Origin of the sequence: Desulfobacterium sp. N47 (genome assembly GCF_051233685.1) — a bacterium.
Lineage (GTDB): Bacteria > Desulfobacterota > Desulfobacteria > Desulfobacterales > RPRI01 > RPRI01.
Map to the genome: position 1 here is coordinate 40,668 of NZ_JBAMMY010000185.1, position 24,881 is coordinate 65,548.

At 41.4% G+C, this 24,881-nt stretch carries 31 protein-coding genes and 1 pseudogene; 18 read left to right on the forward strand and 14 right to left on the reverse strand.

The window, feature by feature from the left end:
- Positions 1-12 precede the first annotated feature (12 nt).
- Genes VXK47_RS12030 through VXK47_RS12050 form a run of 5 tightly spaced genes read left to right on the forward strand, consistent with a single transcriptional unit; the run spans position 13 to position 4,022 of the window.
- Complete coding sequence (locus VXK47_RS12030; RefSeq protein ID WP_435549028.1) at positions 13-348, forward strand: carboxypeptidase regulatory-like domain-containing protein; 336 nt, start codon at positions 13-15, stop codon at positions 346-348.
- A complete protein-coding gene (locus VXK47_RS12035; RefSeq protein ID WP_435549029.1) occupies positions 345-653 on the forward strand; it encodes a hypothetical protein in 309 nt (102 codons plus the stop codon). Before VXK47_RS12030 ends, VXK47_RS12035 begins: the two co-directional genes overlap by 4 nt.
- 4 nt (positions 654-657) lie before the next feature.
- Complete coding sequence (cbiM, locus tag VXK47_RS12040; RefSeq protein WP_435549030.1) at positions 658-1,287, forward strand: cobalt transporter CbiM; 630 nt, start codon at positions 658-660, stop codon at positions 1,285-1,287.
- Positions 1,280-2,206 (forward strand): cobalt ECF transporter T component CbiQ, encoded by a 927-nt coding sequence (cbiQ, locus tag VXK47_RS12045; RefSeq protein ID WP_435549031.1) that lies wholly within the window; start codon positions 1,280-1,282, stop codon positions 2,204-2,206. The genes cbiM and cbiQ overlap by 8 nt, the downstream gene beginning before the upstream one ends.
- Positions 2,207-2,213: 7 nt before the next feature.
- A complete protein-coding gene (locus VXK47_RS12050; protein WP_435549032.1) occupies positions 2,214-4,022 on the forward strand; it encodes an energy-coupling factor transporter ATPase in 1,809 nt (602 codons plus the stop codon).
- Positions 4,023-4,052: 30 nt separating this feature from the next.
- Here the strand turns inward: VXK47_RS12050 and VXK47_RS12055 are convergent, their stop codons facing one another.
- Positions 4,053-4,214 (reverse strand): hypothetical protein, encoded by a 162-nt coding sequence (locus VXK47_RS12055; RefSeq protein ID WP_435549033.1) that lies wholly within the window; start codon positions 4,212-4,214, stop codon positions 4,053-4,055.
- A 160-nt stretch (positions 4,215-4,374) separates the two neighbouring features.
- Positions 4,375-4,575 (reverse strand): cold-shock protein, encoded by a 201-nt coding sequence (locus VXK47_RS12060; RefSeq protein ID WP_435549034.1) that lies wholly within the window; start codon positions 4,573-4,575, stop codon positions 4,375-4,377.
- Between the two features lie 610 nt (positions 4,576-5,185).
- Here VXK47_RS12060 and VXK47_RS12065 point away from each other — a divergent pair.
- The 3 genes and pseudogenes from VXK47_RS12065 to VXK47_RS12075 all read left to right on the forward strand — a co-directional run bounded on the left by VXK47_RS12065 (position 5,186) and on the right by VXK47_RS12075 (position 6,728).
- On the forward strand, positions 5,186-5,686 hold the full coding sequence (locus VXK47_RS12065) for a ribonuclease HI (RefSeq protein ID WP_435549035.1): 501 nt from the start codon (positions 5,186-5,188) through the stop codon (positions 5,684-5,686).
- A gap of 210 nt (positions 5,687-5,896) precedes the next feature.
- Positions 5,897-6,235: pseudogene (locus VXK47_RS12070) on the forward strand (pyridoxamine 5'-phosphate oxidase family protein); the annotation flags it as partial.
- 67 nt (positions 6,236-6,302) lie between these two features.
- Complete coding sequence (locus VXK47_RS12075) at positions 6,303-6,728, forward strand: SDR family NAD(P)-dependent oxidoreductase (RefSeq protein ID WP_435549036.1); 426 nt, start codon at positions 6,303-6,305, stop codon at positions 6,726-6,728.
- 127 nt (positions 6,729-6,855) lie between these two features.
- On the opposite strand, the gene yedF is transcribed toward VXK47_RS12075, so the two are convergent.
- From yedF to VXK47_RS12095, 4 genes are all read right to left on the reverse strand, one after another.
- The gene (gene yedF, locus VXK47_RS12080) at positions 6,856-7,455 is read right to left on the reverse strand and encodes a sulfurtransferase-like selenium metabolism protein YedF (RefSeq protein WP_435549037.1); all 600 of its coding nucleotides are present in this window, start codon (positions 7,453-7,455) and stop codon (positions 6,856-6,858) included.
- Between the two features lie 23 nt (positions 7,456-7,478).
- Positions 7,479-8,528, reverse strand: coding sequence for a selenide, water dikinase SelD (gene selD, locus VXK47_RS12085; protein WP_435549038.1), 1,050 nt, complete (start codon positions 8,526-8,528; stop codon positions 7,479-7,481).
- A 92-nt stretch (positions 8,529-8,620) separates the two neighbouring features.
- Positions 8,621-9,364, reverse strand: a complete 744-nt coding sequence (locus tag VXK47_RS12090; RefSeq protein ID WP_435549039.1) for an acyl-CoA dehydratase activase — start codon at positions 9,362-9,364, stop codon at positions 8,621-8,623.
- A gap of 26 nt (positions 9,365-9,390) precedes the next feature.
- Positions 9,391-10,542, reverse strand: coding sequence for a 2-hydroxyacyl-CoA dehydratase family protein (locus VXK47_RS12095; RefSeq protein ID WP_435549040.1), 1,152 nt, complete (start codon positions 10,540-10,542; stop codon positions 9,391-9,393).
- 607 nt (positions 10,543-11,149) lie between these two features.
- Here VXK47_RS12095 and VXK47_RS12100 point away from each other — a divergent pair.
- The 3 genes from VXK47_RS12100 (at position 11,150) to VXK47_RS12110 (ending at position 14,351) form a co-directional block, all read left to right on the forward strand.
- A complete protein-coding gene (locus VXK47_RS12100) occupies positions 11,150-11,440 on the forward strand; it encodes an Lpp/OprI family alanine-zipper lipoprotein (RefSeq protein WP_435549041.1) in 291 nt (96 codons plus the stop codon).
- Between the two features lie 364 nt (positions 11,441-11,804).
- Positions 11,805-12,812, forward strand: a complete 1,008-nt coding sequence (locus VXK47_RS12105; protein WP_435549042.1) for a L,D-transpeptidase family protein — start codon at positions 11,805-11,807, stop codon at positions 12,810-12,812.
- Positions 12,813-13,121: 309 nt separating this feature from the next.
- Complete coding sequence (locus tag VXK47_RS12110) at positions 13,122-14,351, forward strand: L,D-transpeptidase family protein (RefSeq protein WP_435549043.1); 1,230 nt, start codon at positions 13,122-13,124, stop codon at positions 14,349-14,351.
- Positions 14,352-14,399: 48 nt separating this feature from the next.
- On the opposite strand, the gene VXK47_RS12115 is transcribed toward VXK47_RS12110, so the two are convergent.
- The gene (locus tag VXK47_RS12115) at positions 14,400-14,609 is read right to left on the reverse strand and encodes a phage integrase N-terminal SAM-like domain-containing protein (RefSeq protein ID WP_435549044.1); all 210 of its coding nucleotides are present in this window, start codon (positions 14,607-14,609) and stop codon (positions 14,400-14,402) included.
- 294 nt (positions 14,610-14,903) lie between these two features.
- Here VXK47_RS12115 and VXK47_RS12120 point away from each other — a divergent pair, with 294 nt between their 5' ends.
- The 6 genes from VXK47_RS12120 (at position 14,904) to VXK47_RS12145 (ending at position 17,687) form a co-directional block, all read left to right on the forward strand.
- Positions 14,904-15,164: a type II toxin-antitoxin system RelE family toxin gene (locus VXK47_RS12120; RefSeq protein ID WP_435549045.1), complete on the forward strand. Its 261-nt coding sequence runs from the start codon at positions 14,904-14,906 to the stop codon at positions 15,162-15,164.
- Entirely contained in the window at positions 15,148-15,492 is a 345-nt protein-coding gene (locus VXK47_RS12125) for a helix-turn-helix domain-containing protein (RefSeq protein WP_435549046.1), read from the forward strand. Before VXK47_RS12120 ends, VXK47_RS12125 begins: the two co-directional genes overlap by 17 nt.
- Positions 15,493-15,903: 411 nt before the next feature.
- The gene (locus VXK47_RS12130) at positions 15,904-16,302 is read left to right on the forward strand and encodes a DUF2971 domain-containing protein (protein ID WP_435549047.1); all 399 of its coding nucleotides are present in this window, start codon (positions 15,904-15,906) and stop codon (positions 16,300-16,302) included.
- A gap of 186 nt (positions 16,303-16,488) precedes the next feature.
- Positions 16,489-16,953, forward strand: coding sequence for a hypothetical protein (locus VXK47_RS12135; RefSeq protein WP_435549048.1), 465 nt, complete (start codon positions 16,489-16,491; stop codon positions 16,951-16,953).
- 171 nt (positions 16,954-17,124) lie between these two features.
- Positions 17,125-17,394, forward strand: coding sequence for a BrnT family toxin (locus VXK47_RS12140; protein WP_435549049.1), 270 nt, complete (start codon positions 17,125-17,127; stop codon positions 17,392-17,394).
- Positions 17,394-17,687 carry an antitoxin gene (locus VXK47_RS12145; RefSeq protein ID WP_435549050.1) on the forward strand — a complete coding sequence of 98 codons (294 nt, stop codon included), beginning with the start codon at positions 17,394-17,396 and terminating at the stop codon, positions 17,685-17,687. Before VXK47_RS12140 ends, VXK47_RS12145 begins: the two co-directional genes overlap by 1 nt.
- A 303-nt stretch (positions 17,688-17,990) precedes the next feature.
- Here VXK47_RS12145 and VXK47_RS12150 read toward each other — a convergent pair whose 3' ends face one another.
- The 6 genes from VXK47_RS12150 to VXK47_RS12175 all read right to left on the reverse strand — a co-directional run bounded on the left by VXK47_RS12150 (position 17,991) and on the right by VXK47_RS12175 (position 20,915).
- Entirely contained in the window at positions 17,991-18,143 is a 153-nt protein-coding gene (locus tag VXK47_RS12150; protein ID WP_435549051.1) for a hypothetical protein, read from the reverse strand.
- A gap of 123 nt (positions 18,144-18,266) precedes the next feature.
- Complete coding sequence (locus tag VXK47_RS12155) at positions 18,267-18,416, reverse strand: hypothetical protein (RefSeq protein ID WP_435549052.1); 150 nt, start codon at positions 18,414-18,416, stop codon at positions 18,267-18,269.
- 35 nt (positions 18,417-18,451) lie between these two features.
- The gene (locus VXK47_RS12160) at positions 18,452-19,351 is read right to left on the reverse strand and encodes an AEC family transporter (RefSeq protein ID WP_435549053.1); all 900 of its coding nucleotides are present in this window, start codon (positions 19,349-19,351) and stop codon (positions 18,452-18,454) included.
- A 9-nt stretch (positions 19,352-19,360) separates the two neighbouring features.
- Positions 19,361-20,119, reverse strand: coding sequence for a DUF4197 domain-containing protein (locus tag VXK47_RS12165; protein WP_435549054.1), 759 nt, complete (start codon positions 20,117-20,119; stop codon positions 19,361-19,363).
- 22 nt (positions 20,120-20,141) lie between these two features.
- Positions 20,142-20,582, reverse strand: coding sequence for a hypothetical protein (locus VXK47_RS12170; protein WP_435549055.1), 441 nt, complete (start codon positions 20,580-20,582; stop codon positions 20,142-20,144).
- Positions 20,583-20,621: 39 nt separating this feature from the next.
- Positions 20,622-20,915 carry a hypothetical protein gene (locus VXK47_RS12175; protein WP_435549056.1) on the reverse strand — a complete coding sequence of 98 codons (294 nt, stop codon included), beginning with the start codon at positions 20,913-20,915 and terminating at the stop codon, positions 20,622-20,624.
- A 117-nt stretch (positions 20,916-21,032) separates the two neighbouring features.
- Between VXK47_RS12175 and VXK47_RS12180 the strand changes: the two genes are divergently transcribed.
- Positions 21,033-21,164, forward strand: a complete 132-nt coding sequence (locus VXK47_RS12180) for a hypothetical protein (protein WP_435549057.1) — start codon at positions 21,033-21,035, stop codon at positions 21,162-21,164.
- A gap of 19 nt (positions 21,165-21,183) precedes the next feature.
- On the opposite strand, the gene VXK47_RS12185 is transcribed toward VXK47_RS12180, so the two are convergent.
- Positions 21,184-24,879 (reverse strand): AAA family ATPase, encoded by a 3,696-nt coding sequence (locus tag VXK47_RS12185; RefSeq protein ID WP_435549058.1) that lies wholly within the window; start codon positions 24,877-24,879, stop codon positions 21,184-21,186.
- Positions 24,880-24,881: the final 2 nt, after the last annotated feature.

Below are 24,881 nucleotides of genomic sequence, written 5' to 3' on the forward strand. Positions count from 1 at the left end.
TAATAGGGTGATATGATGAAAAAATTAAATTATGTATTATTATTCTTTTTTATGACATTGTTTTTTTGTTCGGCAGCAATGGCTCATAAGGTTAACCTTTTTGCCTATGCCGAAGGCGGGAAAATTTTTACCGAAAGTTATTTTCCGGATGGTCGCCCGGTAGAAGGCGGGAAAGTATTGGTTTTTGACGGTCACAACACCAAGCTTCTTGAGGGAAAAACCGACGATAAGGGGCTGTTTAGCTTTAGCATACCTAAAGTGGATGATTTAAACATTGTTATTGAAGCTAGTATGGGACATAAGAATAATTATAAGTTGAAAAAAGCCGAGGTGGAGGCGGGAAAATGAAGCTTATCCAAAGAGTGTTTTTGATAGGGCTGATATGGGTTTGTGTAACGGGAATACCGGGTCGGCTTTTAGCGCAAGCTCCACACGAGAATGAACCTCAGAATTACTCTAATAATGATGTTGTCCAGCTCTTAAAAGAACAAAACAGCAAAATGTCTGCTGAACTAAGACGCATCCAACGGGAAATCGCAGCGTTTCGCGCCGATCTCGATAAACCGGGCTTAAAAGACGTTTTTTCCGGTATCGGCTATATATTCGGGCTGTTTGGAACAGCCGCTTTTGTTGCTTCGCGCAAAAAGGAATAGAAGAATGCATATATCAGACGGGGTTCTCCCCATTTCTGTGGCAGTCAGCGGCTATATCGCAGCAACTGCGCTGACGGCCTGGAGCGCCCGCCGCACCAAAAGCAGCGATTTGCCTAAACTGGCGGTAGTTACAGCAGCATTTTTTGTTGCTTCACTGATTCACATACCTTTCGGACCGACCAGCGTTCATTTGCTGATACCCGGAATTACCGGGGCGCTTCTTGGTCCCTCGGCCTTTCTATCAATCGGGCTTGGTCTTCTTCTTCAAAGTCTTTTGTTTCAATTCGGCGGATTGACCGCGCTTGGCGCAAATACCCTTATGATGGGAATACCGGCTTTGATTTGCGGCTGGTTCTTCCACAAATTTAAAGGTGATAACATTATGCGTCAGACAATTACAGGAGGGCTTGTCGGAGCAGGTGGTACGGCAATGGCTGCAATTATCCTTGCCGCACTGCTGTTTACAGGCGGCGAGGATTTTGTGGGAGTAGCCAAAATTGCACTGGCTGCACATGGGCCGGTTATTATTATAGAGGGTCTTATCAGCGCATTTACCATAAGATTCCTGGCCCGTGTAAAACCCGAACTGCTTCAACTGTCATTTAAAGATCGGGCTGAGGAAACACATGCCTGATATAACCCATATCAAGCTGCCTTTATGGCAATTGCCTGTTTTTGTTTTGATACCACTGGCAGTGTTTGCTTTGGCCGTGGTTTTTCTGAAACGCTTTGCATATAACCGCAGTATACCGACGGAAGAACGTGACTGGTCGGTACCGCCCATTGCAGATGCAATATTCGACTCAGTAATCAATCGCTGGGATGTACGCTGCAAAATTGTTACGATACTAGTATTTAGTTTTGCTATAGCCTCGCTTAAACACCTCACACCGGCGCTTGTTGCAATCGGTATTTCATCTCTTGTTATTCTGATCGCAAAGACTTCTTTTGCCAAAGCGCTATTAAGACTTCTGGCGATTGCCGGTTTTATAAGCATGTTTTTGATAGTAATGCCTTTTTCAGTTCCTGTTCACAGCAATGATACGGTTATTATCTTCGGGAAAATGGATTGGCTTGTTTTTAACCTAAGGGGTTTGCTGCTTGCCGCCACTATCGCCGCAAAGGCTGTAGCCATCACTTTATTAATGGAGCCTCTTTTATCCACCGCACCCCTGCCTGTTACCCTGCATGGACTCTCAAAGCTCGGCGTACCTGAAATGGCCGGGCAGATGGTTCTTTTAAGTTACAGGTATTTGCATGTCTTCCGCCATGAAGCCCGGCGAATGTCTTCGGGTATGCAGGTGCGCGGTTTCAGAAAGCATACAAACATACAGACTTTGCGCGCTGTGGCCAATTTTCTTGGAATGCTTCTTGTGCGAAGCTTTGAGCGTACTGAGCGGGTTTTCGATGCCATGCGGGCACGCGGATACAAGGGCCGTTTCCCGGAACCTGCCGAACTACACTTAAAAACAAGTGATTTGCTGATAACAGCACTCTGGCTTTCAGCCGGATCAGCACTGATAATTTTCGACCGGATCATATGTCAGGGATAAAATAAAAATGCACGAACCTCATCAACATATCACAAGACCTGTCTATGATACCCCGCTTTTTGGCGCCCGCAGGCTATACTATTGCTATCCCGATAAAACTCTGGCCCTATCCGATATCAACATAGATATAGCAGCAGGTGAAAGAATCGCTCTTGTAGGTCAGAACGGATCAGGCAAAACAACACTGGTTAAGCAGCTATGCGGACTGCTTTCACCAACTTCAGGGGAAGTTTTCTACAAAGAAAAACCGCTTGAAGGAGAGCATCTTGAAAAAAGCAGGCTTAAAATCGGCATGCTTTTCCAGGACCCCGATGACCAGTTATTCGGCCATACTCTTTTAGAAGACACGGCTTTCGGTCCCCGCAATCAGGGGCTTTTGCGCCAGGATGCTGATCATGCCGCTCTTGATGCTTTAAAACGGGTAAACCTTATAGACATGGCATATAAAGCACCGCATAACTTAAGCTTCGGGCAAAAAAAACGCGCTGCATTAGCCGGTTTGCTTGCCATGCAGCCTGATGTGCTGTTTCTGGACGAGCCTACAGCTAATCTTGACCCACGCCAGGAGCAGGTATTTCTTGATCTGTTAAAGGATTTTTCCGGCACACTGATTTGCATAAGCCATGATCTGATCTTTTTGTATGAACTGTGCAATCGTGCCGTGGTTTTAGATAAAGGCCGCGTACATCACGATTATACCATGAGCGAACTTGTATCCCAAAAGCAGTCACTGCGGATGCACGGACTTGATTTTTCTTTCCGGCTTGTAATAAGCGACTCAATTCCGGAAAAAACAAATACAACGCTTAAGTCTTCTTCTTTTGAGATAATCAACAATAACCAGCTTGTGGCCTTTCGTGATTATCAATACCGTTATCTGGATGGAACGCTTGCACTCAGTAACATTGATTTTACTATTTGCGAAAAAGAAAAGATTTCAATTGTAGGAGAAAACGGCGCAGGCAAGACAACACTTTTATCCTGCCTTCTGGGTTTGCTTGAAGGAGGCGGAGATTTTTATTTTGCAGGCAGTCTTGTTAAGCCCGGACAGCGAAAGACCCTGTGGCGGCAAATCGGAATGGTTTTTCAGGACTGCGCCGACCAGCTTTTCTGCCCGAGTGTAAAAGAAGAAATAGAATTCGGACTGATAGAACTTGGTTGTTCACGCACAGAATCTGAAAAAAGAATAAAAGATGTTCTGGCTCTTGTCCATATGGAAGGTTTTGAAGAGCGCGTTCCGCTGCATCTGTCCGGAGGAGAACGCAAACGTCTTGCGCTCGCCTGCGTACTTGCAATGAATCCAAAACTTCTCATTTTGGATGAACCTACGGCAGGTCTTGACCCGCAGGGAGAAGAGCTGCTGCTTTCAATACTTTCTGATCTTGACACAACCCTTTTGCTTGTAAGTCACGACATCTTTTTTATCAAAAAACTGACAAAACGCACTATTGTAATGCACAAAGGGCGAATCATAGAAGATATGCCGATAAAAGCTTTTCTGGAGGATGAGCGGCTTGGAAGCTTAAACGGATTGTCATACTCGTACCGTGACAAAAGCAGCAGTACTATTCTCAGATTGCAGCATGAACATGAGCATAGGCACATACATAAGCACCTTCACATTCAACCCCAGCTTCATGCATATGCGGCGGATTATGATTTGTACGAACATACGCACGACCACAGCCATCACTTCGTACACAGCCATCCCGGAGAAGAAAAAGAACATGATCATACAACGCACCACGACCATGACCACTATCATCCGGAACATGACAAAAAGAAAACAAACAGATTGCTGCAGAAAACGAGATAAAAGCCGAAAAATAATTGTACCGGTTTGTTGTTATGTTGTTTGCTGGTCTTCTATTGAAGGTGTTGGGTCTTTTTCGGTTTGATCTGTTTCAAGCGCCTTGGCTTCCAGCTTGCTCTGCTTTTTATCTTCTTTCTTTTTTTTCTTATCCAACTCTTTCTGACGTTTTTGGAACTGGTAATTTGATCTTGCCATTATGTTTCCTTTCCGGTCGGTTGCCAGACCAATAAGGTTGCCGATAACAGGGAAAATATTTTTCAGCCTGCATGATTAAGCTTTGATACATAAACGATCATTAAAAAAAAGGCACCCCCCGTTTCACAGGAGATGCCTTTAATTGCTTTAAAAAAACAGATTAGGCTAAAGTCACATTAGAAGCAGCCGGACCTTTTGGCCCTTGCTCAATTTCAAAAGTTACATGTGAACCTTCACTGAGAGATTTAAAACCGGTCGCATTAATTGCGCTATGATGCACAAATACATCCGGCCCGTTTTCCTGTTCGATGAAGCCAAAACCTTTTTGGTCGTTAAACCACTTTACAGTTCCATTTATCATAATATCATCCTCCTTTCCAAAAATTTCAACGTTACAAACTGAAGGATGATAGCGTTTTAATAACGGATAATTCCTGCAGCAAGAAACCCTCCCGCCAACTTACGGTGGAATTTAATTGATAATGCACAATAAGCGTGTTTATACATAATAGCAAGCTAAATATTTATTTTTTTTAAAATATCAATATATATATATTACCGTTCACAAATTTTGTCTGGCCATTTTCATATCTAATGGAAGCCAGTCAAAACATCCTTTTTCAAATTGGAAATATTCACTATATGAATTTTACACCTTTACTTATTATTCTTATTATTGCAATATAATGGGAATAAATAAGTCGGATTTAGACCTTGTCAGGACGGGTCAAGCAAAGGAGCCGGGGGCAGTTTAAAGAATGGAGTCATTGAAATTCAGGGTGATTACAGGAATGTGCTTGAAAATGAATTACTCAGCCTTGGCTATAAAGTCAAACGTGCCGGAGGATAACTGGTGAGCAATACTATCTTCACCGATTGGACTGGGAAGAGTCTATTTGAACAATCCTATTGGAAAAAAGGAAAACCGAAAAGACATAATAGAATTTTAAAATAATATTCAAAGATATGGCATGAATAAAATTGTGGATAAACTGTCGATAGTTACGGATGGAAGTGTGAATACTTTATCAAAAATCGGATACGGGGCCTACCTCGCTGTTTTTGAACATGAACTTTCGTTGGATTCCTTGAAAGCGCTCGTGAAGGTGAAGCGTTTTGAGGATACATCTTCTACAAAACTTGAATTGCAAACTGTATTGTGGGCGCTAAGCGATATACAAGTATTGAAAAACCAGGTGACTGTGTATACGGATTCCCGGAACATCATGAATTTACAGAAACGACGGGCAAGGCTTGAGAAAAACAATTTTTATTCAAAGAACAACAGGCGTCTTAACAATTACGAATTGTATCAGGATTTTTACAGAATTACCGATCACTTGAACTGTAAATTTGTAAAAGTACGCGGACATCAGGCATCAATTCAAAAAGATGATATTGACAGGCTATTTACACTTGTTGACAGAGCATCAAGAAATGCTTTGAGAACAGATAATAATCTAAAAGTTTGAAAATGTATTTTTATCGTCACCGGATTCAAGCTTAATATAAATTTTAAAAGATATTATTACCCAACCGGATATGAGATGAACAAAAATATTTTAGCTGCCGGTGATCCATTAAAGATATTTCTTGAATGGTATTCAGATGCTCAGACAGGCAAGAAAAACCGGTTCCGAAAAAACCGGGTAGTTTCATCCGGCGTCAATCTGTTTAAAAAAATGCTCTCGGCATTCTTTCCATGGTATAACCTTTTCAGGCCTGATATTGCCACCCTTGCTACAGTTACTTCTGAAAACAGGCCATCTGCCAGGTCAGTTTTATTCAGGGGTCTTGTTGAAGGCGGTTTTTCCTTTTATACTGATTATGAAAGCGATAAAGGCAAGGAGCTTGAAGTAAACCCGGCAGCTGTAATGGTTTTTTACTGGCACTTTCCTCCACGCCAGGTCAGAATCGATGGAAAGGTCTGCAAACTTTCACGAAAAGCGGCAGAACTAGACTGGAAATCACGAACAAGAGAAAACCAGGCAGCATCCTCAGCAGTCAGACAGAGCAGTATAATACGGGGAAGAGAAGAGCTTATTGAAAAGAGGAACTATGCTGGCATGCAAGTACGCAATTCCGGAAATGCTGAAGGCCGGTGGCGGATCAATCATCAACATGAGTTCAGGAACTTCAATGGCCGGAGATATGCAATACACTGCATATGCCAGCTCAAAAGGAGCTGTAAACACATTGACTCGCTACATTGCCACACAGTATGGACGACAGGGCATACGCTGCAACGCACTTATTATTGGCCTTGTGAGGACGACAGGCGGAAAGGCTCAGGATCATTTACCTGCACCAATCCTTAAAATACTGGAAGATAACCATGCAACAGGCAAACTTGGCAAGCCTGAAGATGTGGCAGAATTTATTCGTTTTCTTTCAGGTGACGACGCAGTTTGGATAACCGGCCAGCATTTAAATATCGATGGCGGATTCTTTGCTCATTTACCGACAACCGGACCCATTGCTGACTTCATGGCCGGCATAGCAAGCAACAAATAAAGGAGATAATCAAAATATTACAGCAAACCGGAACAAAGAAATAATCGGAGAAGGTCGGTATAATTATTTTACTTTCACCGGGAAACTCTTACAGTTCCTGCAAACAGATAAAGTTTTTATTAAGCTGTCAAATATTGATTACCTTATCAGCCAATTGCATTGAAGTTACGATGTCTAACATATTGGTGGTCTCGCCCACCCGCTTTTTTTCAAGCAGCTTGAAATGATCCAGGCATGTCCCGCAAACAAGAATGGTGATTCCCGATTTTTCAAGTTCTTCCAAAGAGGAAAGATCATTAGAGTCTTCTACTGTCAGTTTTACTCCGTTGTTTAAGAAAACCAGACGCCAGAGTTCACTTCCGACCTCCTTTAAAGTCTTCAGAAAAGATGTCATAAGTTTTGCCCCAAGCTCATCATCACCATGACCGATACGATCGGTAGTTACCATAATCATAATTTTTTTATCTTCGCTTTTTCTTATTTCAGGTGCTCTCTTTTGCGTCGCAGCCTCCCCTTCACGCTTTCCTGAAATACAATAATCTAACCCATCCTGCCTTTCAGATACCTTATAATCCTGCGATTCCAAAAACCGGCGTATATTTTGTCCGGCTGCTTCATTATCTACAATAACTTCAATTGAATCGGGAGATTCACTATCTATCACAGCCTTTGTTTGTAAAACAGGCGCCGGACATGAAAGGCCACGGGCATCCACTTCTTTTTTCATTATGCTTCCTCTTTATATTTAATTCATATGATCCTGATTTTTTCGTAAGGCTCTGCCCTTACTTCACCAATAATCTCAGCCCATAAGATTTCTCTTTCTTTCAACCTGTTAAGAAGATCTTTGGAGCTATTTTCCGCTACACATATCAACAGTCCGCCGGATGTCTGGGGATCAAAAAGCACATCCTGAATCAGGATATCAACGGATGGTGAAACATCAACCATATACTCACGAAATTTCCGGTTTTTATGCATTCCGGCCGGGATCAATCCCATAGCAGCATATTCCAATGCTTCTTTTAATATAGGCACACGGTTTGCCTGAATATGGACACCCAGGCCAGAACCTGCAACCATCTCAGCCAAATGACCAAGAAGCCCGAAACCTGTAACATCCGTGCAGGCATGCACAGGAAAATCTTTCATTACTTCCGCAGCATCACGGTTTAAGGCTGCCATAAGCCTTGTTACGGTTTCAATAAGTCTATCGGATGCAAGCCCTCCTTTTATAGCAGTATTTATAATACCTGTGCCAAGCGGTTTTGTGAGAATCAGCCGGTCTCCGACACGCAGGTTCTTTTTTGTCAGCACCCGTGCCGGATGTATAAATCCTGTAACCGACAAGCCGTACTTTAATTCCTTATCTTCGATACTGTGGCCTCCGATAAGGACAGTATTTGCTTCTGCCAGCTTATCAACCCCACCCTGGATTATTTGACGCAAAATACCTATATCCATAGACTTGATCGGAAAACCGACCAGATTCATAGCTGTTTTTGGTGTACCTCCCATGGCATAAACATCACTGAGGGCGTTGGCAGCAGCAATCTGACCGAACCAGTACGGATCATCCACGATAGGTGTAAAAAAGTCCACCGTCTGGATCAACGCCAGATCATCTGAAACCTTATAAACACCGGCATCATCTGCCCGGTCCAAACCTACTATGACGTTTTCATCGCTGGGAAACACCATGCCGCATAATGCCCTGTCCAGGTCCCCTGGCGCAAGCTTGGACGCTCAGCCGGCACCTGTCACTGTCTCGGTAAGCCGTAATTTTTTGGTATCTCCCATTGAATTTGTCCTTATAGTAGTACTTTTATTTCAAAATTTATGCTGCTGAATACTTCCTTTTTATAGGAGCAGATAAATATAAAACCCATAGATCATTCTCCGGCAAGAAGCGCTGCTCCGAATGCTCCCATCATCTGCGGATCATCGGGAAGTAAAATCCTGCGCCCCAGTTTTTCAGCAAGCACACTAGCCATACACGAATTTTTTGCAACGCCGCCGGTAAAAACGATTTCTCCCTCCAGAGACACACGATTAATCATGCCGGTTGCCCGGCGTATAACGCTGTTGTGCAAACCCTTTGCAATTTCACGCCGGTTGCAGCCTTTGGCTATAAGAGAAACAACTTCGGATTCGGCAAATACCGTACACATGCTTGTAATATTAACATCGTTTGCTGCCAAAAGCGCTTCCGCACCGAACTCATCAATATCAAAGCCTAATGTTTTAGCCATAATTTCAAGAAATTTTCCGGTACCGGCAGCGCATTTGTCATTCATCTCAAACTTTTTCACCTTGCCTGTGCCATGCAGCGAAATTGCTTTGCTATCCTGACCTCCGATATCAAGCACCGTTCTGGCATCAGGAAAAACTGCAATAGCGCCTCTGGCATGAGCTTTAATTTCCGTAATCGTGGGCATGTCAAAGCATGAGCCGATCAGAGCCCGTCCATAGCCGGTTGCCAGAATTCTATCATATGATATTGTTTTTAACAGGCCCCTTGCCTGTGAAACAGGATCATAACCTGTATCGGTCTTCAGGCTGTATGTGATTTTATCAGCTTCAACAACAACAAGTTCTATTGTACGGGAGCCGATATCAATTCCTGCGTACTTCATATTCTCTATTGTAACACATCATTATTTTATATACTTTCAAAAAGCGCTTCTATTCTTGTTTTAAGCTGACCTATATCCCCATCGGAGTAATCGGTTTCTATTTTAAGAAACGGCAATAAATGATTATTGGTAACATGATTACCGACTTTGTATGATTCCACATTATAGGAGTGACATGCCTGAAGCACAAAATCAATTACCACATCCGGTTTAAATTTATCTATTAAAAGAGATAAATCTTCGAGTCGTTTTGTATTCGGTGTCATACAGGAACAAGGAATTTTTAAATACCGATCGGCCATAGCAGCTATCGGATCTCCTGTATTTTCATCAAATCTGCCCATAAATGCCTTCATTCCGGTGCATGAATCCGGCGCCACAACTATGCCGCCGGACTCTTCGATCACTTTAAATATTTTTGTTGCATCACCGCCTATAGGGCAACCCGTAACCAATACACGGACAGAATCAGGCTTTCCAAAATAAATTCCGTCTTTAACCCGCTTATCCAGTTTATCAATCAATTGCTCAAGAACAGGATTTATTTCCTGGCCGGTTGATGGTTGAGCCAGAAAAGCAATATCATACATCTCCTGCCAGCTTATAACCGAAGGTTTAATTGATGCATAAGCAAATATTTTTTGCATCAGTTCATTCTTCCTGTTTGACGACTTAAGCGCCGATTCAATCTTTTCATCCGATGTGCTGCAGTTAAAAGTTTCTTCAAGAAATTTTTGAACTTTAAGAATCATCTTTTTCCAGTTTTGTACAGCTTCAATCTGATCAGGCACCTGAGGCAAATCCATAACAAAAGTTGTTTTGACTTCCGAAATAAGTTCAAACATTTTTTTCTTACCATCACAGGTTGTTTCGGCAATAATCGCCTGAGCCATAGCAAAAAACGGGCAGGTTCCTTCGAGTATGAATCCATAGCTCGATTTAATGAGAGGACAAAGATTTGCCGGCAAAATCGTTTCAGCAGTTTCTATAGGAATTTTTGAAAAAGCGCAGAGGCTGGCAGGCACAATACCCATGGACTGAATCAGCTCCATCGGCGCATATGCGCAGTAAACACCTACAATGGGGTCACCCTTTTCTTTGTGAACCTGCAAATAATTAAGTACTCTTTTGGCAGGCACGCCATCATAACCGTCATCCATTAATGGAACAATTGTCATATCCGTTTTTCCTTATTGCATTAATTCATACCCTGAACTCTATCTGATGAGTTCCGCAAAAGATTCCAATATTTCATCTTTTTTCACTATAAACTATCAATATTTCTAGTATTATTTTATAACAGGCAAATTCATGGAGATATGCTATCCATGCGATATTCCTCTCACTGATAACATCTGCATGTCAAATAGATAGTATTAATATCCACAGCCATAGCTCATAGATAAGTTCAATGACGACTTACAAAACAATTCTCAGAATTTCGCACATTAAAGTAACTTAACATTTTGAACTTAAGAAACCGGATATAACAGATGTATGCTTTTCCCTATGCTTACTCCTTCCATTTGGATACTTTATACTCAGATTCTTTACAGCGTTTGAATGGTATAATTGAATATTATATTGGATTAATTCAACATAATATTTATAACATTATAGTGGCATGAAAACTGCTAATAGTACACATATCAAAGGCACATAAAAAAAGTGCCCCGGTTTCAGTTTGAATTATGGCAAGGGATATAGATAGTATTTGTGTTGAGTAATAACGGTTTCTATTAATAAAATATAAAGCAAATCAAATAGAAAGGAGGTGATTAAACAATGAAGAAAAGTTTTTTCTTAATTTTAATAATGTTTGTTTTCCTTATTTCTTTGGTGGGTTGTGCAACAACTGCTGATCTTGAGAAAGTAAAGGCGCAGGAAATGGAGATTAATGCTAAAGCCGACCAGGCATTGCAGGAAGCACAAACTGCAAAGGCAGAAGCAGCAAAGGCATCCGATGCAGCAGCCAAGGCCGAAAATGCTTTAAAGCAGTCAGAGGAAAGAGCGCAGAAGGCTGAAGAAAGGGCGCATAAAGCTGAAACTGTTTTTGAGAAGTCAATGAAGAAGTAAGTCAATCTATAAAGTGTAATTACCATGATTTTAGAATCTTTAAAAAAATAGTGCCAGGTTTTTGAATCGCAATTGTAAGTGAATTCCCCGCTGCTTGCGGCGGGGAATGCGAATTAAAGTTGAATGGTTTTCCCTACAGTCGAAGATTTCCCGTTATCTGAAGCGTAAAAATTTCAATTCCTGGCACCTTTTATTTTTATGTTGGTTTTCAAACCGTACCGGTTTATCTAACATTTTACATCGATAACATTTAAATTAATAACGAATTCGAACTTGGAATATGATAGATGTTTTGGGGTGTTATGATAAGAAGCCGACTGATTCTGCTATCATCAGTCATATTAAAAAAAATACGAAGATTTTTATGAGAAAAAAGCAAAGCAGGATATTTGAATACCTTTGCTTTTTTTTTGTATGCATCATAATGACTTCAGTTCTGTTTTACGGATGCAGTCACTTTGACGGTGGTTTTCCGGCCAGGTCAACCTTCAAAGAAGCAAATGATTTTTTCAACCAGGGATTTTATACTGCATCTTTAAAAAAATATGAGCAGATTATTGAAAAATATCCCACGGCTGGAGACAAGGCTCTTTTTGAAATGGGCATTATTTATATGTATCCCGGAAATGCCTTAAAAGATTATCAGAAATCTCTTAAATGTTTTGATCAACTCATTAAAAATTACCCGGAAAGTGCGTACAGGACGGATAGTGAGGTGATGATATCTTTTATCAATAATGCCATAATCAATGATAAGAGGATTTTTACACAGCAAACACAAATCGAGTCTCTCGGCCGAGAGGTTAAATACAAGGCAGACGAGATTGTTACACTGAAAAAAATGACTGAGCCTCTCGAACGGGAGGTTAAAAGCAATGAATGTGAGATTGTTGAGCTGCAAAATAAAATTGAAGCACTCAAACAATACATTTTTGCAATCGAAAACGGACCAGCTGATAAAATTCTGATAGAAAAAAAAGAAAGACGATTGACGTTGATGTCAAAGAATAAAGTACTCAAGACGTACAAAATAGCCCTGGGGGAAAACCCGGATGGTCCGAAAGAAAGACAGGGCGATTACAAAACCCCTGAGGGAATTTACTTCATCGATTCAAGAAACAATAGCAGGCGTTATCATTTATCTCTTCATATTTCCTACCCGAACGAGAACGACAAAAAGCGTGCAAAAGCGCTTGGCATATCTCCCGGCGGTGACATCGTAATCCACGGCATCAAGAATGGTTTTTCTTGGGTTGGTGATCTTCACACAAAGTTTAACTGGACGAAAGGGTGTATTGCCGTTACAGATGATGAAATAGAAGAAATTGACAAGTTAGTGCCAAACGGTACGATTGTTGAGATAAGGCCATAGAAAATGATTATTAATTCGAGCCATTTTCAAAACATCCCATTTAGGCCGATCTTTTGCGTTGGGCTCAAATTTTGCGCGCAGTGAAGCATAGCGCTATCCTCGAAATACTAAATGCATTCCTGTGGTTAAAATTTTCGCCCGCCTTGACCTTGACCAAACTGAAACGTTTTGAAAACGGCTCATTCTTCTTTATTAAACAGGATATTTATTTGACCCATGTGCCGAATCATTAACTTTCCGCCCTTATCCAAAAAACCAAGTCTTATAGCTCTGTTTATCTTCATCCTATCCTTAAATGGATGCGCACTAATGGGAAAAATCAAGGTGAGCCCCTGGTATTCCCCAAGCTATCCTGAAGAAGAAATCGAACGGAATCAATTTTTGCTTGCAAAAGAAGATGACGTTATTGGCCGGCTGTCATTTGTCAGGCTTGAAAAGGATGATACGCTACCGGATATTGCAAGACATTTCAGCCTGGGAATCAATGAAATAAATACAGCTAATCCGGGAGTAGACATATGGGTTCCTGAAAACGGAGAGCGTATCATGTTGCCTCTGTGCTTTATCCTGCCGGATGCTCCCAGAAAAGGCATCGTGATCAACCTGGCAGCTATGAGGCTTTTTCAATTTAAAGGTAATAGTAATTTTTTGACGGTGTTGACCTATCCGGTTGGTATCGGTACTTCAGAACGGCCAACGCCCATGGGTCAAATGTATGTGTATCGCAAGATGGCCCGGCCAACCTGGCATGTGCCTGCCTCAATTGCTGAAGATCATCGAAAAAAAGGAGACCCCCTACCCTCTTTTATTCTGCCGGGACCTGAAAATCCCCTGGGAGAATACGCGCTATATTTAAGCAAGTCGGGTTACTTGATACATGGAACAAATAAACCATCCAGCATCGGTCTTAAGGCAACCAATGGCTGCATAAGACTCTATCCGGAAGACATAAAGATGCTCTTCAAAAGCACTCCGGTTAAGACACCTGTAAGCATCGTTAACCAGCCATATCTTATTGGCCAGCGTAATGGATTAGTTTACCTTGAGGCTCATGTTCCCCTGGAAGACTCGGGCGCTTCTGAGTTAGAAAAGATGTATGCAAAATTGAAAAATATTGAAAAAAAATCGGTTAATACTCTTGACCGGAAGAAAGTTCAGGTAGTTTTAAATGAAGCACGGGGAATTCCTGTCCCCATATTAGAGATCCGCAAAGAAAGTGGAGAAGGAGCTGATGACGAAGCCATAGAAGTCGAACACCCGGTAAAACTGTATGGCAAACCGGAAATACCGGAACTGAAAATGGAGTCCTGGTATGTTTTGGCTGCTCAAATGCAAGACAAGATTGATGCTTTAAGGATTGCCGCCATTATCAACCACCAGGGTCCGCAAATCCCGGCAAGGGTAATATCAAAAAACGACAGTTACCGCGTTATTACCGGCCCTTTCAATGATATCGGCAAAGCCAGAGATGCCATCAAACGTTTGAAAATTGATTTGGAAATAGACGGTAAATTGATTGAACCTGTCAGGAAAAAATAGTCGATCACACTTTTTTTATCTCAAACACTCAAGCATTTATAGCATTTGTCATAATAATAATATCAGCCCATTAAAAGTCTGATTCTGAGTAGCTGGAGATACATTTCTATTTACTGCCAGATCTGTTAAAAACAACTCAATCTTTTGCTCTTCATCCGCCAGATCTTCGCTGGATTTCATTTTATGAAACAATATATATCGTTTTATCCAGTCGCAATAAGTTATTTCTGTATGAATCGAGTAGTGATGCAAACGCATAACATCCAGAACTTATAATCCATTAGTTTGCTTCATTTATGTGTTGATATACTTATAATAAGATGGTTTTATCTCAAATATAATTTGGTATATTTTTTAACTGGTTGTTGTCTATATCGCATTTTTAAAATAATTTGATATCATCTTTATTTTTAATCAAGGCTGATATTGACACAGGGCAAATTTGCCGGTCAACTCGCACAATATGCCCCCAAAAAATACGCATTAGGCACATATGTTATAAAATGGTATTTTTAACATTGACTTTATGTTATAAACTGCTATATATTAACCATGAATGAAATCCTTTGGCATAACCGTGCACGCAAGCAAATGAAAATGATTCCAGTGCATTATAGAGATGCTATCCATGAAAGCATAGACCAGTTGGCTACCTTCCCGGAATGCAAACGGCTTGATATTACTGAACTGAAAAATCACCGTTATGATTACCGCTTAAGGGTCGGTCGCTATCGAGTGTTGTTCAACTATGCCAATGTCATTAAAATTATAGAAATACAAGAGGTGAAAAAAAGAGATGAGCGTACATATTGATCCTCAAATTATAAAACAAAACGGTAAACCTGCATTTGCCGTTATCCCTTGGAACGATTACCAAGAGCTTCTCCATAATCATATTGAAGCAGATGACTCTGATGTCTGGTTTCCGAATGAAGTTGTAAAAGCCAATGTCCGAGGAGATAGCCTTATCAAGGCATGGCGGGAATATTTAAAATTAACTCAATCAGAATTAGCTGCCAAAGCAGGAATGAAGCAATCAGCCCTTGCGAGGCTGGAAAACAATACCGTCAATCCAAGAAAATCTACACTGCTGAACTTAGCAAAAGCAATGGGAATCAGTGTTGAACAATTATTAGATTAAAAAACGGCATATCAAATCACTTGTGCCGACCCAAAAAGCTGGGCGGCACAGTTCAATCGTTCGACCGGCAAATTTGCCCGAATAACCGTCCACTTCGTGCCCGTTATTCGGCTAAAATTTGCCGGTCAACTCCACCATTGGACGTAGAACAAAGGAGCAAAGAAACGATTCACCGCTTAGATAGCATGGAAGAACAATGATTCTGTATAAGTATTGTGACGAAAGAATCGATCTTCTCAGAAACACGCGAATAAAGGTGTCCAACCTTTTCGACATTAACGACCCATTCGAGTTCTTGCCCCAGTTCCTTGAGAATTTTTCTGAGTTGGATCGTATGTTGGATTCGCTTTACGAGTACCAAAAAGAGAACTTAGAATTCTGTCCCTTTCGCAATCAGAGTGCAATGTGGTGATGTGGGGACACTATTGCAACAAGCACAAAGGCATTCTCTACAAAATCGATACGACCAAGATCGTCCCTGATGGCGGGATCGAGGACCCCTTTGTCGAAGTCACGTACGCAAAGGACCGCCCCAGCATAGATCTACAGGCTTTAGCCAAAGCTTTAGAGAAGAAAGAAACCGACGAACTCGAAGCTAGCGTCAAGCTCATAACGTACACGAAGTTTGAGGACTGGAAATACGAGAGAGAATATCGAGCTATTGTTCAGTATGACCAAGAAGAAGGATACGACTACTACAACAATATCCCCGAATTCCATTATAGAAGTGGTCCTTGGCATGAATTCGACTTGGGAAACGGAAACTCTTGTAAGGGTATTGCTTCGAGACCCGAAGTTCAGTCACGTTAAGCTCAAAAAGGCAGAAATACAGTCTAATTTACGACGACCTTGTCATAGAGCGAAGCCTCTGGAACACAGATCAAGGATAGCCGTTACCAAGGGGCAAGCTCGAATAAGAGCAGTTCCCAACTCAATACAGCGGACTCGCTACGCTCCCCGCCGATTTCGTCGTTAAAATAAAATGGATAAATATCTATGGATATAAGCCGATCAAAAAACGAAATTACTTATAAACCGAGTTTATTGCAAAAAATTGTTCGTTTCACAATATTTGGTTTCTCTTTTTATATAGGCAATCAAATCGTGCGTAGCGGAGACGGTAAAATACCTTATTTTATAATGTTTGTCTTGCCGGCTATAACCCTGCTTCCTCTTACAGAAACATTTATTTATAAAATAACATTATCAACTACCGGAATAAGGGTAAGAGCCCTCTTCCGGAATTGGGCGATTGACTGGAATCAAATCACATCATGGAAAATAATTAGTAATACCGGTCAGACTATTGGCAGTGCCGGAGTTGGAATTCATTTTATTTTTCATGTGGGTAATAAAAGCTATTCATTGATGGAGCTTCATAAATACAGCGCTCTAAAGCACTTTGATGAAATTAAAAATTGGATCAAAAAACACGTAAAAAGCAATGCGCAAATTGGATAGGAACAATAAACAACGGGGTCAGAGCTACACATTTGACAAAATGTGCCCATTAAATCTGAATTTCCCAACAACGCCTTGCACCCGCTGAAAGGGTGAAGGCGGCGTTCTGTTTCCAGCTAAATCTACTTAAAATACGTTGACAAAAGGCAGACACAAGCTTATGGTTTTGACATGAAATACTTGAATTGGAATTCTGAAAAAAACGAACTCTTAAAACAAGAACGCGGGATATCCTTTGAGGAAATCGCCTATTTAATTGAGTCAGGTCTGGTGATAGGTATAGAGGAAAATCCAGGGTATCCCAATCAAAAAATGTATGTTTTAGAAATCGACAACTATGCCATTATCGTACCTTACGTGGAAAATGATAATGAAATATTTTTAAAAACAGCATTTCCAAGCCGTAAATACACAAAAAAATACGGTTTGAAGGGGGAATAATGAATAAAATTAGTAAAAAAGCATTTAAGCCAATTGATCAGGAAGAGAAAGACCTGATGGAATCCATCGAACGTGAAGAGTGGCAGCCTGTTAAAAATTTTGGTCAAGAAAGAAAAAAGGCAATTGAAGCCGCTAGAAATACTTTGAAAAAGGATAAACGAATAAATCTTCGCCTTTCCCAAAAGGATTACCAGAAAATACAAATAAAGGCAATTGAAGAAGGTATACCATATCAAACACTTATTTCCAGTATCGTGCATAAATATCTGAATGGTTCTTTAACGCCCAGATAATAGAAAAAAACAGAATCGGGTAGCCGGGGGTTTTTCTCCCCCAGCCCCCACACCACGCAGCAAGCGTTGCGACATGAAGTTGCTGGTTTTATAGCTGATCTTTGATTCAGCCTGCTGTATCGCCAGTAGTTTTCTACCCCGGCATGCATTGCCGGTAACAGCTTTGTGCGAAGCCCGGGGGCATTAATTCCCTATACGGATGCAGCAGAGCTTACAGAAATGCAAATATAGTTGGATTGACTACAAAAGGCTTAAAACCTAACCGGGATTCCAGGGTTCAAGTGGAATGCTGAATCCCCGCTTTTATTCCTGGTATAGTGCCTTCATAAAAGCTTCTTTTGCAACCGACTCCAATTGTTTTAAGTTGTCGCCTTCTATTTCCCGAACTACCTTTTCCAGAAACTCTGGTATGTCTATATGCTGCAGGCATTTTTCCAGGCATTCTTCGCACTGCACACACTGGGATGCATAACCGGGATTTCCGGTAGCAATACCACAATATTCAGATCATCTGCGAACTTGTGGCGCGTTCTTCATCTATCTTCCCGTTTTTCCGAGCAAGTCTCATTGCTCCAAATCCTAATACTGAAAGTTTGTCACCATTTTTTGGCAAGGATCTATAAGCATTTTTAATTCCTCTCTTATATTATAAGCAAATCTTGCTCTCATGAAATAATCGGTAATTGCTTTACTGCAAAAAACTTCTAAATCCTGATCGCTTATACCCATATCATGCTCCTTTTAAAAACATATTACGGATATGATTATAATAATTGATAGAGTACAGGCAGTGTTGCAAAACTCACAATAATTCCGATTCCAACCAGGGCAGCGGTAAGTGCCGGAGACAGATCGGCCAGAATAGCTAATGCTCCGGCTGAAACCATCGGTGGCATTCCTGCTTCAAATATTGAAACCTGCACAGCTTTTCCTTCAAGCCCTCCTATTTTGCAAATAAGCAGGGCGGCCAATGGGGTTAAAATCAGTTTTAAAAAAAGTCCGACACCAAGTTGAAAAGTTATTTTTCTGTTTAAGCGCAGAATCAGCTGGAAACCGACGGCAATCATCACAACAGGTACAAGTGTGGAAGATAGTACCTTTAATAGATTTAATAATATTGGCGGATAAGAAAAAGGTCTGAAAGTAAATGCAAGCACCAGAGCAATAAACGGAGGAAATGCGATTACTTTTTTAAGCACACTTTTGGCAGTTGGTTTGCTTCCTTTTGTTCCATATAAAGCAAGAATCAATGACCCATAAGTGACCAGGGCAGGAAAAGAACCCAGTTGATCATATAATACTGCATAGGCAATACCCTGATCGCCGAAAAATGCTTTTACCATGGGGATTCCGAGAAAAGATGTGTTGCCGAGAGGAATCATAAGAAGAAGACATCCCGTAACGGATCGATCCCATTTGAAAAGTTTTGAAATAAGGATTACTGCAGCACAGGAAAAAAGCAGTGCTCCCCATGGCATAAAAGCAGGCGCCAATAAGGCTTTGGAAAAAACAAGCTCCGGAATATTCAAAAGAACCAGAGCCGGTAAAGATACATAAATTACGAACAGGTTTAAAACATTCCCTGTTTCAGAGGGAAATGCAGGAATACGTTTTAAGGCCATGCCAATAAGTAAGTAAGTTATTATTACAATAAAATTTTCCATTAAAATAAATTATTTTGCACCAAATACCTGTTTCAGTAAAGCTGTTGTCTGTTTCACCGGATCCTTGCGAATTGCAGCTTCTTCTTTTGCAAGATAATAAAAAATACCATCTGTCCCTTTTTCAAGAACATAGTTTGTAAGGTTGGATTTTACATCCGGGACAAACGGCAAAGTTTTATATTGTCCTATTACATTATCATAAGCCTGAACCGCACCAACTTCAGAAAGACTCTTTTCCACAATTGGAGTCATCTCTTTTTTCAGAGCCGGAGACATTTTACTCTTAAAGTATTTTGTGGCCGAATCCTGCGGACCATTATAGATAGTTTGCACATCGTCAAATGTCATTTCATTTATTGACTGTAAAAAAAGCTCTTTAGCTTTTGGAGTTGCCGCCTCTGCCGCTCTGTTAAGTTTTAATTCAAGGTCGTCAACCATTGATGACATGCCGATTTTATTTAACATATTTTTCACTGTCTCAAGTTCGCCCGGCAAAGGAATGTGAATCGCAGGATCAGCATTAAATCCGTCTGCCTTGCCAAGTTGTTTAACTACATTCTCAGAGCCTATGCTCAGGGCTTCTTTAAATGCTTTGCCGATATCTGCCGTGGCGGGTTCTGCGGCGGTTTTTTTTGCTGTATTGCTTTCAGTTGCAGTTGTTAATACTTTTAACCCGGTTTCCCACCATGAACCTGCTGCAATTGAGTAGCTTGTTATAAGCATTAAAATCATAAGAACCAAAAATGAAGTTTTTCTGCAATTTGCCATTAAACACCTCCTTAACTGTTATTTAGTGGAAAACATTCAACATTGCCCAAAGGCCTAGAGCAAAAACAACATGAAGAATTAATTGCTCGACCCAGATCGAATCACCCAGCCGCCGTCCCAGCATTCCATGACCTGCTGCAGGCAATGCTATAAACAGCATGGAAAGCCATAAAGCTAAAACATATAATAATATAACATTAATTGATGACGCATCAATATTAAGTGTTTTTGTCAGAACAAAAAAGACCGCTCCAAAGGAAGCGCTGGTCACCAGGTGTACTACGATTCCGGATAGATAAATCAAGCCTTTTTCAGGTTTGGAACCTGCAAGATTTAAAGCAAATTCGCCATCAATAAGAAGCAGGTTCGCACGAATGATTCCGGCCCGGCATCCGATTTCTGTGACTATTCCCATTATTATTCCGGCAACTACAGCAGCCATAACAACTTCGGTAATTGTCATAAACCCCCATTATTTAAAATACATTTATAAACATTGACTTTAAACTTTAGCCGGTGGCAGAAATATCATAAATTCCGCTTCCGGCACCATAAGAATGCTGTCAGGATTAGACAGTTCTTTATCCGTAACAAGGCCTTTATCTACAGGAAGCTTAAAATCAATATTATTTAAAACTGCTGAATATATTTTTAGAGCCTTATGATTTATTCTGAAACTTCTTGTTTTACCTTCAGGACCAATAAAACCCATCATGGGGCCGGTTATGTGCAACGCATTGGAATTATCAAACTCAATTAAAGGCGCAACATCAATCTCAAAGCTAAAATCTCCCAACCAGTAGCCGGTTGCGTGGTGTCTTTCTTTATGACCTTTGCTTAAATTAATGGTTTTTTATAAAATATCATCAGGATAGAAACCGGCACTAAAAATTAATAAAAAATAGAGGTAAATATGAAAAAGATCGGCGATTTAAAAGAATTATTCAATTCACAAACACTTGCTGTGCTTGCCACACATAACAATAACCAGCCTCATGGATGTCTGGTTGCTTTTGCCTGTTCCGATGATTTGGAATATCTATGATGCAGCCATAGACTCTTTTCTAAAGATTGGTGTCAAAACTATGATTCAACCTGTTGCAACCCGGGCCGCTGATCAGACTTCTTCCGCCTGTTTGAGGTATGATCTGTATCTGGGCGTTGATGCGCTCCTTAAGCGCCAGTACGTGCGAAATCACTCCGATTAATTTGCCATCCTGCTGCAATCCAGACAGGGTCTCCAAAGCAGTGTCTAAAATGTCTTCATCCAAAGCGCCGAAGCCTTCGTCTAAAAAAAGCGAGTCAACCCGTACGTTTTTGCTGGCCATATGGGAAAGACCAAGTGCTAAGGCAAGGCTGACAATAAAGCTTTCGCCGCCGGACAGATTCTTGGTTGAGCGGATTTCGCCTGCCTGATAGTTATCGACCACATTTAGTTCCAATGGTTGATAATCATCTCTGATCAGAAGATAACGATCCGTCATTTTCTGAAGCTGGCGGTTTGCATGTCCTATCATCATCTCAAAGGTAAGACCCTGAGCAAAGTTGCGATACTTCTTCCCATCAGCCGAACCGATGAGTTCATGCAATATATCCCATCGTGAACTCTCACGCTTTTGCGCATCGATTGCCATGGTTTTCTCTTGTTGCTTTTGTCTTGTGCTGTCATTGTCTTTGAGTTTTTGGCGGATGCCGCCGATCTCCTGCTGAAGTTCCCTGTGACAAATTACGAGATCATCTATAGTCTTGCATATCTGCTCCCGGGATAAATCCGTTACCTGTTTTTGCCGTTGTGTTTCAAGAAGCTCCGATTTATCCTTTCTTCTTGTTTCAAGCTTTGTTTGCTCGGTTTCAAGCAGCATAGCCTGCTGCATCAGGTTTTTTCGCACTTCTTCAGGCAGGCAGGCTGATAGATACCCGGTTTCATCAGTAAAGCCGAAAATACCAAGCCGGACCCCAAAAGCTTCTTCGGCTGTCTTTAATCGATCTGCCCGGGCAGATATAGATTTTTCAAGTTCTTCAATCCGGTTTTTTAATTTGCTGAGTTTTTGGCTTGCAGTATCGAGAATCAGACGGGTGTTCTCAAAATCCTTTTCAGCTGATTCGGTTGCCGCAGACATACGGGTTTCTTCATCATCAGGATTTTTGTGGCCAAACAGTATACGACGTTCATTAGCTATCGCTTCAAGTTCACCCAACAGGATGCTGTAAATTTGCTGCTGTTTTTTCAGTTCAATTTCAGATCTGCCGATTTGCTCCGTCTGATGTTGCGTCTGAATATTTAAGGATGATATTTGCTGTTCAAGTTCGCTCTTTTCTTTTTGCCGCGAAAGCCACCGGTCACGCCGGGATGTCAGCTCAAGGATTATCCGGTCAAGACTGTCTGTAGACAAGCTCTTGATCCCGTAAGGTAAAACATCTATGAGTACTTCATCTTGTGCTTTTGCCAGCCGGGTAGCGAGTGCCTCAAAATCCTTTTGTGTCCGTTCAGCTGCATGTTCGGCAGACTCCTTCCCATAACCTGCGGTCTGAGTATCAAGCTCAGACCGGATGACGGCCTCTTTTGTTTTTTCAAGGGATCTGAGCAAAGTGGCGATCTCTTTTTCGAATCCTTCGGCAATCTTAACGATTCCTGATGCACTGTTAAGATTCTCTTCATTTTCTTTCTGCAAGCCGGGCAGGATTTTTTCTACATCCTTGCCGGACGATTCAATGGAAAGAGCCGTGAGTCCCAGATGTATCCTGTCCTGTTCGGTTTCCATCCAGTCTGTGCATTCCTTTTTCCCTGTGGCGATTTGCTCCAGATCTTTCTGGATTTGGGCCTGTTTTACCTTAAGATCCGAAACTGAGTCATTTACTTTTTTCAGGCCGGCTCTCACAAGTTTCAGCTCTGTTGTTGTTTCATCCGGTACAGGGATATTTCCTCTGGCAAACGGGTGATCTTTTGAGCCGCAAAGAGGACAAGGCTGTTCGTCTTCAAGTTGCTGCCTGGCTTTTTCAAAATCACGGATTTTTTTAAGCAGGGAAAGTTGTGTTTCAAGCAGGTTCATTTCCCGTTCAAGAGCAGTAACCTTTTCGGTCTGCGTCTGAAGCTGTTGAGCTATCAAATCTTTTTCTGCAGCAAGCGGTTCATTGCGGGAATTGAGTAAACCGAACACACGTCTTGTTTCAGTAAGAGACTGAAGCGATTCACTGACTTTTTCCAGGAGGGCTTTTTTATCTTTAAATTCCGAAAATAAATTTCGCCATTCTGAAATCTCTCTGCCGGCAAGAACCTTCTTCAATTCGGTCTGCTTTTGCTCAAGAGTTTTCATGATGTCATCGTGTTCTTTTTTTGCCGCTTTATGATTTGCCTGCTGATTAATCCACGCTTTTATAGTTTCAGCTTTTTTTGTTTCAGCTTCGCCAAGCTCCTTAACCTTGCCGAGATGACTTTCATTCAGATCCCTAAGCGAATCAAAGCGGCTTTTGATCACGGCAAGATTCTCGACAAGTCCTTCATCCTCTTTTGTTTCGGCGAGATGCTGCAAAATCTCATTAAGAGTATTTTTCTTTGCTTTAAAAGACTTTAAATCTTTATCATTTTTTGTGCTAAGGTCAGCTATCGATTTTTCCAGCTCAGCTATTGCATCACCTGTTATCTTGATCGGTGTTTCTTTTTCCCTGAGTTTAAGATCAAGCTCCCGTACTTTACGGATGACCGGCAAATTTTCTTTTTGCACGCTCTTCTTCTTTTCCAGATTCTCACCGGCTATTTTAAGAGTATTTTCAGCCTGTTTTACTTCGGCATCCTGTTTTGGAAGTGTTTGCAGGCAGTTGCAGTGGTTTTGACTGTCTGCTTCCTGTTCGCTGCGAAGTGATGTGAGTCCTGCAAATTCGCCCGCTAATTCCAGAGCCTGATTTGCACAATTAAGCTTTTCAAGTTCAGGCAAAAATGCTTTCTGACGTGTAAGCCAATTTTGTTTCCGTTCATCAATTATACAAAGCTCCTTTTCAAGGCTTACAATATTATCCAGCCATGAAATTGCCTGATTGTTCTGTGTGATCTGTTGGCTCAGGTTGTTTTCGTTAAGGATATTGTGTTCAAGGTCTGATTTTAGTTGCTTTTCATCTTCTTCGTTTAAAAGCTGCATTCCTGCAAGTTGAGCCTGTAGGGTTTCAAGTTTATTTCGCTCCTCAGACCTGCGTTCATGGACCCGAATGGAAATCCGGCTGTAGATCTCCGTTCCTGTGATTTGTTCCAGAATAGGGGCGCGTTCATCGGGAGCCGCCTGCAGAAATGCTGCAAAACCTCCCTGAGCAAGCAGCATGGATCGGGTGAAACGGTCGAAATCCATGCCGGTTGCCATTTCAATCTGCTCGGCAACACCACGAATCTTTGATTCGAAAATTTTGCCGGAATCAGCATCGGCAATCTCGTGTTTTGGAGATTGAAGTTCTCCGTCGGGCTTTTTGCGCGACCGGTGCTGACTCCAGTGACAGCGGAATCGTCCGGCTTGCGTTTCAAAAGTAACCTCTGCAAAACACTCACCGGTTTGACGTGACATGATTTCATTTCCGCTTCTGGTGACCTTATTGAGGCGTGGTGTACGACCGTAAAGAGCCAGGCATATAGCATCGAGGATTGTCGTCTTGCCCGCGCCGGTGGGTCCGGTAATGGCAAATATCCCATCGGAAGCGAAAGCAGGATGTGTGAGATCAATTTCCCATTCACCGGCAAGTGAATTCAAATTCTTAAATCGTACCTGTAGTATCCGCATCA

Excerpts from the sequence above, each read along its gene's own strand:
- VXK47_RS12030 (WP_435549028.1), top strand. The coding sequence starts at position 13 with ATGATGAAAAAATTAAATTATGTATTATTATTCTTTTTTATGACATTG.
- VXK47_RS12035 (WP_435549029.1), top strand. The coding sequence starts at position 345 with ATGAAGCTTATCCAAAGAGTGTTTTTGATAGGGCTGATATGGGTTTGT.
- cbiM (WP_435549030.1), top strand. The coding sequence starts at position 658 with ATGCATATATCAGACGGGGTTCTCCCCATTTCTGTGGCAGTCAGCGGC.
- cbiQ (WP_435549031.1), top strand. The coding sequence starts at position 1,280 with ATGCCTGATATAACCCATATCAAGCTGCCTTTATGGCAATTGCCTGTT.
- VXK47_RS12050 (WP_435549032.1), top strand. The coding sequence starts at position 2,214 with ATGCACGAACCTCATCAACATATCACAAGACCTGTCTATGATACCCCG.
- VXK47_RS12055 (WP_435549033.1), bottom strand. The coding sequence starts at position 4,214 with ATGGCAAGATCAAATTACCAGTTCCAAAAACGTCAGAAAGAGTTGGAT.
- VXK47_RS12060 (WP_435549034.1), bottom strand. The coding sequence starts at position 4,575 with ATGATAAATGGAACTGTAAAGTGGTTTAACGACCAAAAAGGTTTTGGC.
- VXK47_RS12065 (WP_435549035.1), top strand. The coding sequence starts at position 5,186 with ATGAATAAAATTGTGGATAAACTGTCGATAGTTACGGATGGAAGTGTG.
- VXK47_RS12075 (WP_435549036.1), top strand. The coding sequence starts at position 6,303 with ATGCTGAAGGCCGGTGGCGGATCAATCATCAACATGAGTTCAGGAACT.
- yedF (WP_435549037.1), bottom strand. The coding sequence starts at position 7,455 with ATGAAAAAAGAAGTGGATGCCCGTGGCCTTTCATGTCCGGCGCCTGTT.
- VXK47_RS12090 (WP_435549039.1), bottom strand. The coding sequence starts at position 9,364 with ATGAAGTACGCAGGAATTGATATCGGCTCCCGTACAATAGAACTTGTT.
- VXK47_RS12095 (WP_435549040.1), bottom strand. The coding sequence starts at position 10,542 with ATGACAATTGTTCCATTAATGGATGACGGTTATGATGGCGTGCCTGCC.
- VXK47_RS12100 (WP_435549041.1), top strand. The coding sequence starts at position 11,150 with ATGAAGAAAAGTTTTTTCTTAATTTTAATAATGTTTGTTTTCCTTATT.
- VXK47_RS12105 (WP_435549042.1), top strand. The coding sequence starts at position 11,805 with ATGAGAAAAAAGCAAAGCAGGATATTTGAATACCTTTGCTTTTTTTTT.
- VXK47_RS12110 (WP_435549043.1), top strand. The coding sequence starts at position 13,122 with ATGGGAAAAATCAAGGTGAGCCCCTGGTATTCCCCAAGCTATCCTGAA.
- VXK47_RS12115 (WP_435549044.1), bottom strand. The coding sequence starts at position 14,609 with ATGCGTTTGCATCACTACTCGATTCATACAGAAATAACTTATTGCGAC.
- VXK47_RS12120 (WP_435549045.1), top strand. The coding sequence starts at position 14,904 with ATGAATGAAATCCTTTGGCATAACCGTGCACGCAAGCAAATGAAAATG.
- VXK47_RS12125 (WP_435549046.1), top strand. The coding sequence starts at position 15,148 with ATGAGCGTACATATTGATCCTCAAATTATAAAACAAAACGGTAAACCT.
- VXK47_RS12130 (WP_435549047.1), top strand. The coding sequence starts at position 15,904 with ATGTGGGGACACTATTGCAACAAGCACAAAGGCATTCTCTACAAAATC.
- VXK47_RS12135 (WP_435549048.1), top strand. The coding sequence starts at position 16,489 with ATGGATATAAGCCGATCAAAAAACGAAATTACTTATAAACCGAGTTTA.
- VXK47_RS12140 (WP_435549049.1), top strand. The coding sequence starts at position 17,125 with ATGAAATACTTGAATTGGAATTCTGAAAAAAACGAACTCTTAAAACAA.
- VXK47_RS12145 (WP_435549050.1), top strand. The coding sequence starts at position 17,394 with ATGAATAAAATTAGTAAAAAAGCATTTAAGCCAATTGATCAGGAAGAG.
- VXK47_RS12155 (WP_435549052.1), bottom strand. The coding sequence starts at position 18,416 with ATGGGTATAAGCGATCAGGATTTAGAAGTTTTTTGCAGTAAAGCAATT.
- VXK47_RS12160 (WP_435549053.1), bottom strand. The coding sequence starts at position 19,351 with ATGGAAAATTTTATTGTAATAATAACTTACTTACTTATTGGCATGGCC.
- VXK47_RS12165 (WP_435549054.1), bottom strand. The coding sequence starts at position 20,119 with ATGGCAAATTGCAGAAAAACTTCATTTTTGGTTCTTATGATTTTAATG.
- VXK47_RS12170 (WP_435549055.1), bottom strand. The coding sequence starts at position 20,582 with ATGACAATTACCGAAGTTGTTATGGCTGCTGTAGTTGCCGGAATAATA.
- VXK47_RS12180 (WP_435549057.1), top strand. The coding sequence starts at position 21,033 with ATGAAAAAGATCGGCGATTTAAAAGAATTATTCAATTCACAAACACTT.
- VXK47_RS12185 (WP_435549058.1), bottom strand. The coding sequence starts at position 24,879 with ATGCGGATACTACAGGTACGATTTAAGAATTTGAATTCACTTGCCGGT.